Source organism: Erwinia billingiae Eb661, from assembly GCF_000196615.1.
GTDB lineage: Bacteria > Pseudomonadota > Gammaproteobacteria > Enterobacterales > Enterobacteriaceae > Erwinia > Erwinia billingiae.
Window position 1 is genome coordinate 3,376,574 of record NC_014306.1, and the last position, 11,598, is coordinate 3,388,171.

Below are 11,598 nucleotides of genomic sequence, written 5' to 3' on the forward strand. Positions count from 1 at the left end.
TTATGGCAAAACCAACACCACATACCGGGTGAATAAAATGGCGATAATCAAAGCAAGAAACTTTAGAGATGCAGAAGAGATGCTGCACTCCGGCATCAATAAAGTAGAGCTGGCGTATGATATTGATAGTGATGACTTTTTCAGGCTGGCAAGCCACTGGTGCGACCGGGGTGCGAAAATCTCCCGCGGCAACGAACACTTTGTCGTTTCCCTGAAAAACTTCGCAATCCCGTCTAACGAGTAGTCAGTTTTTGCTATCGTGAATCTAACCTGCTTAAATTACGCTTTATAAAGATAAGCAGGTTAGGTATTCGGTGACACCTCATAGCGCATTCCCCCTTCTGACAATCCCTTGTGGCGTTCCCCTTATTCCTGTTGCCTTGCCTGAATCCAATGGCTTTATTACCGATGTGTGTTTTTGCTCACCAGCAGATCGGCCAGAGACGGTGCTGATAAAAGCGGCTTTCGATCTCTCCCGCTTTGATGAGCGGTTATTTGTCGCATGTGATATCCCCAGCCCGACGCATTTAACTCAAGCGGTGCGCAAACGCCGGGCGGAATATCTCGCCAGCCGGGTAATAGTGCGTAATGCTTTGAGTCGGATGGGAATTGAGGCGGCGATACTGTCCAATGACGGCGATCGCGCGCCGGTGTGGCCGGTCGGCGTATCAGGCTCGCTGTCTCACAGCCATCAGAGCATCGCCGTGCTGCTATCCAGAGCAGAGCATCGGCTTCTGTTGGGGGTAGATTGCGAGAATATCCTGCCAGCGGAAACCGCGGAACAGATGCACAGTGTGATTGTGTCGCCGGCGGAAAAACAGACGCTGCTGGAGAGTGGATTGCCCTTCGCCACCGCGCTGACGCTGGCATTCTCGGTTAAAGAGAGCCTGTATAAGGCCCTCTTTCCGCTACTCAGACAGACGATGGATTTCAGGGCTGCAGAAATAACGGCTCTGCATCCGGCAACCGGCCAGGTACAGCTGCGCCTGACCGATACATTTGCCAGCGACTTCCCGGCTGGCAGAGTCTTTAGCGCTCAGGTTGAGGTGCAGGCAGAACAGCTACTGAGCTGGATTATTGATTGACGCCAACGCCCGGCTTTAGCTCACCACATCCGTGCGCTTCACCGCATCCAGCGTCGCCAGTTCACGCTCTTCGCCGGTCAACTCGCTGAGCTTACCTTCACGCATTTCCAGCAGGCGATCCGCGTGCAGGAAATAGTGGTCATCATGGCTGATAGCAAACACGGTTTTGCCCATCTCCTGCAGCCATGGCAGCAACTCCCGGTAGAAAATGCGGCGGAAATGCGGGTCCTGATCGGCGGCCCACTCGTCCAGCAGCAGGATATCGCGCTGCTCAGCGGTCGCCAGCAGCAGCGCCAGGCGCTTGCTTTGCCCTTTAGATAGCTTCAGGTTCAGGACTTTGTTCCCTTCCAGCTTCACTTTGTCCTGCATTTGCAGACGCGCCAGCCAGGCCTGAACTTTGGCCGGATCGGCAGCATGTCCCTGATTATCAATTAAGCGGTCAAACAGGTGGACGTCGGTAAATACCGCCGAGAACAGGCTGCGGTACTTCTCCCTATTCGCGCCGTCGATCTCTTCACCATCCAACAGGATCTGACCGGATACCGGGCGATAAAGTCCGGTCAGTAACATTGCCAGCGTCGATTTTCCGCTGCCGTTACCGCCGATCAGGAACACCAGCTCGCCGCGCTTCAGGGTCATGTTTATCGGCCCAACCTCGAATCCCTGCTCACCGTAATGGAACACCAGATTACGCAGTTCAAGCGTCTTCCAGTTGCTGGCAGCCTGAGGAACAATAAAGTCGGGATGGTATACCGTAAGTTGGAAAGTGTTCAGCTTGTCAAAAGCCACCTGAGCCGTCAGCAGTGTCGGCAACGCGCCCACCGCAGAAAGCAGCGGCGTGCGCAGGAACAGCAGGGTCAGTGAATAGGTTGCCGCAACGGCGGTGTTTGCCCAGCCGAGGCTGTTGGCCATAAAGAACACCAGCCCAATGGCACCCAGCATCATGATGTTCGACCAGTTTACCGCACTCAAATGGAAGGTATCGGCACGCACGATATGATGGCGATAATTACGGGCATCTTCCTGATAGACCGTTTCATAAATCAGCTGGGCACGCTGACGGTTTAACGCCAGCTCTTTGCGCCCTTCTATAATGGTCTGGAAATCGGTGTAGAGGTTATCCTCAATATCACGAAGTTTGGCCATGTGGCGGTACACTTTCGACACCAGCAGCCAGCCGCCAATAATGGTGATAGCAACCCACACCGCGGTGACAAACAGCATTTGTGGCGAGAGCCAGGCGAGGTAAGCCGCCGATCCGATGGTCAGGATGATCCCCTGAATCAGCTCAGGCAGACGGACAAAGGCGATGGTGATGGCCCGCACATCGCTGGTCAGTCCGGCTAACAGCTGGGCGCTGCCGATCTGCTCGATGCGTTCAACCTGGGTATCCAGAATACGTTTGATAAACTCGCCGCGCAGGCGGTAGACGAAATGGTGTCCCAGCACGGTTAATGCCAGTTGCGATGCCAGCGTAACGGCCATCAGCAGCAGCAGCAGTCCGAGAAATTCTGGCAATATCAGCAGAGAAGAGTTCAGAGCGACGATCAGCTCTTTATTAATAAAGGCGATCAGTCCAATACCCAGCGCGGCACTGAGCAGGCTGAGAGCAATAACCAAAATAAACGGCCAGCGATACTGCCGGTAAACAACGCGTAGCAACTCCATGACACCATCCAGGTAACAATAAGGCAGTGTGCAGTTTAATGAGTCGCCAGACGATATCAATAATAATTCTCATCTGACTCCGGATCGCTTACCGAAAAGCGCGCCGGAAAGTCAGATTGTAGCGAAAAGCGCCGGTTAAGGGGTGTATTCCGGGCTTCAGCGGCAATATGCCGTGAAAACGCAGACGTGAAGGACCGCCCCAAACCACGATATCGCCATGCTCCAGCAGAACCCGTTGCGTGGCGTCGCCACGATCGAAGCCACCAAACTGAAACACCGCCGGCAACCCCAGTGAGACCGAAACAATCGGCTGCTTTAAGTCCTGTTCATCTTTATCCTGATGCAGGGTTAATTTTGCCCCCGGCTCGTAGCGGTTGATCAGGCAGGCATCAGGATTGAACTGTGCAAAACCCGCCTCGTCAGCGCATTCTCTTGCCAGCTGGCGAAAACGATCCGGCATCGCTGGCCAGCGCAGACCGCTGGCATTATCGCGCTCGCTGTACTGATAGCCGCGTGAATCCGTTGACCAGCCAAAATCCCCACAGTTGGTCATCGCCACCGACATGCGGTGTCCACCAGGCGTAATCCGGTGGTGAAACGGATTGCGGGCAGAAACCTCTTCGACTAACCGCATCAGTTCGCCGGCGTGTTCTCTGGCCCGTCGGCGCAGGATCACCGCGCCCTCTGCCAGGGGTTCGGCCCACGGTGCTTCTTCACTAAACAAATCCAGCATGTTAATTCCTCAGGCCTGTCGCCCTACGGTTGCACGATAAACGCCTTAAACTGCGGTGACATCCAGCTACTGAAACCCTCGCCCTGCTTCTCTATCAGATAGACCGCCAGATTTTCTCGCAGCGCCAGCGCTTTGGCCTTCTCTTCGCCCAACACCATCAGTCCGGTGTCCCAGCCATCGGCCTCCAGCGCGGTGGTGGCAATAACCGTAGCAGAAACCAGCTTGTGCTGGATCGGCCGGCCGGTGACGGGGTCGATCACATGTGAGATGCGTTTGCCATTCAGCTCGTAATAGTTACGGTAGCTGCCGGAGGTGCTGATGCCATGCCCCTGCAGATCGACCACCGCCTGCACCGCATTTTCGCGATCGGTGGGCTTCTGAATAGCCACTTTCCACGGCTGGCCCTGGGCATTTTTCCCCCGGGTCAGCACGGCGCCGCCCACGGAAACAAGGTAGCTGTTAATGCCCTCTTTCTCCATCAGTCTGGCCAGATGATCGGTGGCAAAACCTTCTCCCACGGTTGAGAGATCAACATACAGGCCGGGCAAATCCTTTTGCAGATAAGCGCCTTCCGCTTTTTGGATCACCCGTAAATGCTGCAATCCCGTCAGCGCTTTTGCCGCATCGATCTGCGCCTGAGTCGGCTCTTTTACCGGCTGTTTATCCGGCCCGAATCCCCACAGATTGACCAGCGGCCCCACGGTGATGTCCATCGCGCCGGCGGTTTTCCGCCCAATGCGCAGGGAAAGGCTGACGATATCCGCCATATTTTCGCTCACCGGTTGTGGATCGCTGCCGCGGTACTGATTAAAACGCGACAGAACGGAGTCATTTTTCCAGGTTGAGAGCTGGCGATCGTCCTCGTCTAACTGCTGCTGAACCGCTTTTTGCAGGCTCGCTTTACGTTCTGGCGCCACGCCAGCGAGGCTAATTCGCCAGAATGTTCCCATTGTGCTTCCTTCCAGCACCATCGCCGAATTGTCGCGACTCTGGTTATGATCGTCACAGCCCGAAAGCAGGATAAATGCTGTCAGACCAGTACAATACAGCCAATTCTTCTTCATATAACTCACAACACCTGTATTAAATATTGGACCGAAAAATGAGCAAAACGGCCTCTACTGCGCTGAAAACTCACTTGATCTTGTGTGAAATGCTCACCAGGATAGGCGATGTACGCAGGCTATAAACGTCTGCCATTTAATGATTTCAAAGGAGATATCATGATTTATTACGCACTCCTTGCCGTATGTCTGGGGCTGATTATCTTTTCAGGCTACAAGCATTACAAGCAGACGCACGTCAAACAGCTCAATCGTCCACGTCACCGTCATCAGCGCGCAAGCCATTAAGAGAATAAAAGAAGGGATGAAGCGGAATACGAGGGATGGTAAACGAGGGAGCGCAGAGGCCTGCGCTCCCCAAACAGCTTAGAACTGGTAAACCAGGCCCAGTGCCACGACGTCATCGGTGTTGATGCCTGCTGCGTCGGTGAAGTTGTTGTCATCCAGCAGGTTGATTTGGTAATCAACATAGGTAGACATGTTTTTGTTGAAGTAGTAGGTCGCGCCCACATCAACATATTTTTTCAGGTTCTGAGAACCGTAACCTTCGATGTCGCTGCCGCGTGAGCTAACGAACGCCAGGGAAGGACGCAGACCGAAGTCAAATTGGTACTGAGCAACCAGTTCCCAGTTGTCCGCGGTGTTAGCATAACCGTAGGCATCAGAACCGCTTGAACCGAAGCGAGTGGCGTTCAGTGAACGGGTGTACATCGCCGCCAGGTAGATGTTATTCGCATCATATTTCAGGCCGCCGGTGTAAGCCGTTGCTTTGTCACCACGACCCAGAATGTCCTGAGTTGCTGCGCTGCCGCCATTCTGCTCATTGGTACGGTCAGAACTGAACATTGCTGCACCGATACCAAAGCCTTCGCCCAGGTCGTAAGTGGTTGACAGACCATAGCCATCGCCATTTCCGCCCAGTACGTCACGGCCAGTCGCAGATTCGGTATCGCTGTCATTTTTGCCCTGATACTGAACGGCAAAGTTCCAGCCATCGACCAGACCAAAGAAGTTGTTGTTACGGTAAGTCGCCAGGCCGTTAGAACGCTGGAACATAAAGTTGTCCGCGCCATAGGTGTCACCACCGAACTCTGGCAGGACGTCAGTCCAGGCGCCGATGTCATAGGCTACGCCGTAGTTACGACCGTAGTCGAAGGATCCGGCATCGCCGAACTTCACACCTGCAAAGCCAACACGGGTAAAGCTGTTTGCTGTCCCTTCAGACTCAGCTGTGTTCAGCGCTGCCTGATACTCCCACTGGCCGTAACCGGTCAGCTGATCGCTGATTTGGGTTTCGCCTTTAAAACCGAAGCGAACATAAGACTGGTCGCCATCAGAACCGTCGTTATCGGAGAAATAGTGCAGACCGTCTACTTTACCGAAGAGGTCAAGTTTGTTGCCATCTTTGTTGTAGATTTCAGCCGCGCCCGCTGAACCGGCGATCAACATCGCTGGGACCATCAGGGAAAGAACTCGAAGTTTCATTTTAATACCCTCTAGTTATGTGCCTTATTATGCCACTGCTTGCTGAACGTCGAATTTTCAGCCGGCAACCTCATACTAGAGTGCGGTGCGTAATAATCTATAAAGAAAATGATACTAAATTTCCGAAACTGTTTCAGAGTACAAAGTATATATTTCAAAATGTAAGTTTAGGGGAACTTTCATACAGCACGTATCGATAAAAAATATAGCATTTATCATCAAAATTCAGGCGATGCGTTGTTTTTCATCAAGTTATGTAAGGTTAGCTTGCTAAGCACTGAATGATAAAAATTTTCAGCCATCAGGGAATATAATGACCTCGCTATCATCATTTTATTTCAGTATTACCTTCATTCACCCCGAATGAGATTGTTTTACCCTATTTCCCGCCGAGCTTGATGCTCGGCATTTTTTTATTCTTTTTTCAACAAACCGTCAATTTAAGTAAAGATAATTACGGTGAAACAATAACCACATCCCCCTTGCCCGTTTTTTCCGCAATTAAGCACAAATAATCAAAAAAAAAGCCACTGATAAAGATGTTAATTATTCCGTGGAAATAACCCTCATCAACTATTCAGTGGCGTTAATTTCTAGCGTTCTCTCATCGATTCTTTAACTTTATTCAGCGGCTTAATCAGATAGTCCATGACCGATTTTTGACCCGTTTTAATTTCAACATTCGCCACCATTCCGGGGACAATGGGGAATTTCCGCCCGGCCTTGTTGGTTAACTCCGCTTTTTGCGTACGAACGTAAACCCGGTAGTAGTACTGATCGCGCTTCACCTCATCCTGAATGGTATCTGGCGAGACGGTTTCCACTTCGCCCGGCAGATCGCCATAGATAGACGAGTCATAGGCGGTGACCTTCACCGTGGCCGGCAGGCCGGGACGGATGTAGGCGATATCCCGCGGGTTGATGCGGGTTTCAATCAGCAGCTGATCCTCCAGCGGCACGATTTCCATCAGCTTGCCGCCCGGCTGCAACACGCCACCGACGGTGGTCACCTGAATGTCCTTTACGATCCCGCGCACCGGTGAATAGAGCGTCGCACGGGTGAGCTGATCCTCTTTACCGGTCACCACCTGCAGCTGAGCATCCAGGTCGGCGTTGTTTTTGACCTGCTCTTCCCTCGCCCGCACCGCGTAGTCATTTTTGGCTTCATCGATTTTGCCCTGCAGATCGCTGACCTGGCGGCGAAGACGAATGACTTCCACCTCACCCGCCGCCCCTTTTGCCACCAGCGGTGCGGTCATCCTCAGTTCGTCCTGCACCAGCTTTTTCGCATCTTCCAGGTTTTTAACGGTTTCCGACAGGTTACGGCGACGGGATTGATACAGCTGGGTTTCCCGCGCGACCAGCTCCGGCTCTTTCAGCGTCTCGGCACTGAAGGCCAGCGGCGCACCGGTCAGCTCGGCCTGTAAACGCTCTGCGGAAGCACGCAGCGTTCGGGCTTTGGAGGCAGCCTCACCGAAGTTCGACTGGAAGCGGGTAGGATCGAGTTTTGCCAGCACCTCGCCCTTCTCAACAATATCCCCTTCATGCACGTTGAGCTGGTCGACGATACCGCCATCCAGACTCTCAATCACCTGGGCGCGGCTTAACGGCGTCACTTTACCGGTGCCGACGGTGACCTCATCGAGAATGGCAAAATGGGCCCAGACAAAGAAAATCACCAGCGCGGCGGTACATAACCAGATGATGGCGGAGGTTTTGCGCTCGTTCTGCTTCATGCCGCGGTCGACCATAATCAGGCTCATGCTGCATCTCCCCGCGCCACGTTCTGTTTCGCCGTTTGCGCGGCGGCGTTGCGAATGATCTCATCGCGCGCACCGTCAGCAATAATGCGGCCGTTATCCATCACCACAATCCGGTCCACCAGCTTGAGTAACGCCGGTCGGTGCGTCACCAGCACCAGCGTGCGGCCAGAAAGCCAGCCCTGCATCTGACGGATCACATGGTCTTCAAGCTGCTCATCCATTGAGGCCGTCGGCTCGTCCATCAGCACCACCTGCGGCTGGCGCAGGATCATCCGGCTCAGCATCACCATTTGACGCTGACCACCGGACAATCCCCGGCCGCCTTCATTGATTACCCGATCGAGGCTGGCGGCATCCTGCTGCACCAGGCTCAGTGCGCCGCTGATCCGCAGTGCCTGCAGCATCTCCTGTTCGCTGGCATGAGGATTGCCCAGCATCAGGTTTTGCCGCAGCGTGCCAAAGAACAGGCGGGAATCCTGCGACAGCCAACCCAGCTGGCGGCGCAGGTCGACGGGATCGATATGGCGAATATCCACGCCATCGACCACCACTTTCCCCTGAGTGGCCATCGACTGTCCGGCCAGCAGCCGCAGCAGGGTGGATTTGCCCGCGCCCACCTTGCCGAGAATGGCGATACGCTCGCCGGGTTTGATTTGCAGCTGTCCAATATTGAGCACGTTTTTCGCGTTTTCTTCATCGTAGCTGTACTGAACGCCCTTCAATTCATACTGGCCGGTCAGGGTTGGGCAGTGGGCCATTTCCCCTTCATCCACCTGATCGAGCGGCTTTTTCAGCAGTTCGTCCAGTCCGGTCATCGCGCTTTTGGCATGCTGCCAGCGGGAGAACACCATCGTCAGCTGCATCAGTGGCGCAATGGTACGTGATGACAGCATGCTGCTGGCGACCAGCGTACCGGTGGTGATATCGCCATTCAGAACCAGATAAACCCCGAACACCAGCATGCTGGCATAGGTTAACTGCTGGACAGTGGAGGCCCAACCGGTCAGCCGCGCGCCCCACAGGCGTTGCTGCATGCCCACCGCCGCACTGACTTCATGGGTCTGTTCCCACTGACGCTGGAAGTAAGGTTCGGCCTGTAGGGATTTGATGTCTTCAATCCCTTCGATGGTTTCCACCAGCACCGCATTGCGCAGCGCGCCTTCGCGCAGCCCTTCTTTCGCCAGTTTCGCCATCGGGATCTGCACCAGCAAACCCGGAATGACAATCAGCGGGATCGCCAGCAGCGGCACAATCACCAGCGGGCCGCCGATAAAGGCCATGATAAACAGGAACAGGATCACGAAAGGCATGTCCGCTGCCGCACCGACCGTGGTGGAGGTCAGCAGTTCGCGCACCTGATCGATTTCGCGCAGTTGCGAAATAAAAGACCCTGTTGATTTCGGCCGGGCCTCATTACGGATATTCATCGCCCGGGCAAACAGCATGGAAGAGACTTTCAGGTCAATGCGCTTCCCCATCAGGTCGGATACCTGGGTACGCATCAGGCGGATCAGATATTCAAACACCGCCGCAATCAGCACCCCGGTAAACAGCACCCACAGTGTCGGTTCTGACTGCGCCGGGATCACCCGGTCGTAGATCTGCATCGAGAACAGGATCCCGGCCAGCGCCAGCACGTTACCCACCACCGACGCCAGCGAGATCTCGGCGATCTTGCGCCCCATGCCGCGGAAGTTTTCCCAGAACCAGTGCTTTTTATACGGCTTAACGAATTCATCGATGCGCGCATCACGCCCACGCGCCGCGACGCCAACAATCCCGACCTGCTCCTGACTTTGCGCCAGCAACAGCGCAAGCTCGCTTTCGCGCACCACATCACCACCGTCGCTCAGCCAGTAACGCGCTTTGCCTTCCGCATCAATGGTTTCGACCACCACCACGTTGCCATTTTCCATGATCAAAATGACCGGCGTTACTTCCTGCCGCCAGCGGATTTTGTCGCGCGGCATCATGGTCATATGCAGCCCCAACAGGCCTGCCAGTCTTTCCAGCTGCTGGGCTGGCGTCAGGTGTTCAAACCAGCGCATCTGCTGGCGTAAGGTGGAGCCGTCCGCAGGTTTGCCAAAACGCGCGGCGACACGCAGCATGGCGTCAATCCAGTTCTCAGTGCTTGCGGTTTGTTTGTTCATAGTACTGCCTTAAAAGTTGCGTGTGCTTCAAGCGTCACAGTGACGGCAAGGTTTGCCCACTGGTGGCTTCGCGATCAATCCCCATAATGTCCAGCAGATTGTCGACCGCTGCGGCATAACGAACCGTGGCATCCCAGCCATCATAAAGTGCCATCAGGCGACTGCTGTCGGCCTGGAATACATCCTGCTCCACGCTCAGCAGATCGTTGAGGCTGCGCTTATTCAACTTGTACTCATCGGCATAAACCGCGCGGGTATGATCGGCGCTGCCCAACTGGGCCTCGCCGGCGGTTTGCCGTTGCTGGGCACCGATCATGTCGGCATAGGCCGTGGAGGCATGCTGATTGATATCCAGTTTCGATTGCTGAATCGCGGCCTCGGCCGCTTCCCGGTCGCCTTCTGCGGCGCGGGTTTTGGCATTGACCAGTCCGCCCTGATAGAGCGGTGCCTCAACCTGCAGCTGCAACTCATCGTCCCAGTAGGATCGGCTGCTGTTTTCATAGCGGGTCCGGCCGGCCTGCACTTTGATGGTTGGCCAGTGGTTAGAAGAGGCCTGACGGACGCGCTCCATCGCCGCTTCCTGTTTGGCCTGCGCACTGCGTACCGCAGCGCTTTTTTCGTAGGCGATTTTGTCGAGGGTGATTTGCTGATTGAGCAACGACTGCGGCAGCTCCGGCAAATCGTTGGAGACCACGCCGGTCAGCACCGTCAGCTGCGCCTGTGCCGAACGTTCCTGCGCGCGGTACTGTTCGAGCGTGGCGTGCATGCCCGCAATGCGGGTTTCGGCCTGCAACACGTCGGATTGCGAACTCAGCCCGGCGTCAGCACGCAGTTTGGCAATGTCCTTGACGTGTTCAAGCGAGGCGACGTTATTGCGCGAGGCGTCCACCAGCGCCTTGTAGCGCTTGACCTCCAGATAGGCTTGCAGCGTGTCCTGCGCCACGGTGGTCATGGTGTCATAAAGGTCGTAGCGGTAGGCATCGGAGAGTTTATGCTGCTCGTCGATGGCGCCGCCGGTGCGGCCAAAGTCATACAGCAACTGGCTCAGCGTGATGCCGCCGGAACCATTATTGTTCAGGCTGCCGGCCGAATCGGTCTGCTGTGACCGCCCGCCGGTGGCTGAAAGGGAAATTTGCGGATACCACGCACTTTCGGCGGCATCGAGATCGGCTTCGCCAACGTGGATTTGCGCCGCCGCTTCGGAAATTTTGGGATTACGTGCAAAGGCGCGAAGGATGGCATCGCGCAAGGTTAAGGTGGCGATTTGCTCCTCGGTCGGTGCTGCACGCCAGTTGAATTGAGCTTTCGGCTCTTTTGCTGCCAGCGCAGCCTGTCCCATTGAAGCGCAGAGTGCGCCGATACAGAGTGACAGCCACACTTTCTTCAATTTACTGCCTGTATACACCATCGAAATTCCCTTGTGCACCGGATATTAGGTAAAGGCATGCGGTCGAAAGATAAAGCAGCGCTTTATTTTCCAGAAGCATAAGCTAGCCAGCGCCGAAGAGGGAGCTGAGCCTGACCCGGTGTCGGACGGATTACAGAGCAACCCGCCACAAGAGAAATGGTTAGAACAGCAGCCATGACATCTTGCATAAAAAAGAGGGCATCCCCTCTAAATGGCAAGATCGCCGTTCAAGGCGATCTTCT

The 11,598-nt window shown here is 54.9% G+C and carries 10 protein-coding genes; 3 read left to right on the forward strand and 7 right to left on the reverse strand.

The genetic code is table 11. The features are described from left to right. Positions 1-37: 37 nt before the first annotated feature. Both EBC_RS16850 and EBC_RS16855 read left to right on the forward strand, forming a co-directional pair. Positions 38-244: a hypothetical protein gene (locus EBC_RS16850; RefSeq protein WP_013203040.1), complete on the forward strand. Its 207-nt coding sequence runs from the start codon at positions 38-40 to the stop codon at positions 242-244. A 202-nt stretch (positions 245-446) separates the two neighbouring features. Continuing rightward, the gene (locus tag EBC_RS16855; protein ID WP_157868028.1) at positions 447-1,085 is read left to right on the forward strand and encodes a 4'-phosphopantetheinyl transferase family protein; all 639 of its coding nucleotides are present in this window, start codon (positions 447-449) and stop codon (positions 1,083-1,085) included. 15 nt (positions 1,086-1,100) lie between these two features. On the opposite strand, the gene EBC_RS16860 is transcribed toward EBC_RS16855, so the two are convergent. The 3 genes from EBC_RS16860 to apbE form a co-directional block, all read right to left on the reverse strand. Continuing rightward, positions 1,101-2,753, reverse strand: a complete 1,653-nt coding sequence (locus EBC_RS16860) for a multidrug ABC transporter permease/ATP-binding protein (protein WP_013203042.1) — start codon at positions 2,751-2,753, stop codon at positions 1,101-1,103. Positions 2,754-2,841: 88 nt separating this feature from the next. After that, the gene (gene alkB / locus EBC_RS16865) at positions 2,842-3,486 is read right to left on the reverse strand and encodes a DNA oxidative demethylase AlkB (RefSeq protein WP_013203043.1); all 645 of its coding nucleotides are present in this window, start codon (positions 3,484-3,486) and stop codon (positions 2,842-2,844) included. Between the two features lie 23 nt (positions 3,487-3,509). Then, a complete protein-coding gene (gene apbE / locus EBC_RS16870; RefSeq protein WP_013203044.1) occupies positions 3,510-4,550 on the reverse strand; it encodes an FAD:protein FMN transferase ApbE in 1,041 nt (346 codons plus the stop codon). A 159-nt stretch (positions 4,551-4,709) separates the two neighbouring features. Here apbE and EBC_RS26260 point away from each other — a divergent pair, with 159 nt between their 5' ends. Continuing rightward, positions 4,710-4,838 (forward strand): hypothetical protein, encoded by a 129-nt coding sequence (locus tag EBC_RS26260; RefSeq protein ID WP_256372240.1) that lies wholly within the window; start codon positions 4,710-4,712, stop codon positions 4,836-4,838. 78 nt (positions 4,839-4,916) lie between these two features. On the opposite strand, the gene ompC is transcribed toward EBC_RS26260, so the two are convergent. From ompC to EBC_RS16895, 4 genes are all read right to left on the reverse strand, one after another. Then, positions 4,917-6,035 carry a porin OmpC gene (gene ompC / locus EBC_RS16880; RefSeq protein WP_041692069.1) on the reverse strand — a complete coding sequence of 373 codons (1,119 nt, stop codon included), beginning with the start codon at positions 6,033-6,035 and terminating at the stop codon, positions 4,917-4,919. A 593-nt stretch (positions 6,036-6,628) separates the two neighbouring features. Continuing rightward, a complete protein-coding gene (locus EBC_RS16885) occupies positions 6,629-7,798 on the reverse strand; it encodes an HlyD family efflux transporter periplasmic adaptor subunit (RefSeq protein ID WP_013203047.1) in 1,170 nt (389 codons plus the stop codon). Then, positions 7,795-9,948 (reverse strand): type I secretion system permease/ATPase, encoded by a 2,154-nt coding sequence (locus EBC_RS16890; protein ID WP_013203048.1) that lies wholly within the window; start codon positions 9,946-9,948, stop codon positions 7,795-7,797. Before EBC_RS16890 ends, EBC_RS16885 begins: the two co-directional genes overlap by 4 nt. A 34-nt stretch (positions 9,949-9,982) precedes the next feature. Further along, complete coding sequence (locus EBC_RS16895; RefSeq protein ID WP_049789663.1) at positions 9,983-11,287, reverse strand: TolC family outer membrane protein; 1,305 nt, start codon at positions 11,285-11,287, stop codon at positions 9,983-9,985. Positions 11,288-11,598: the final 311 nt, after the last annotated feature.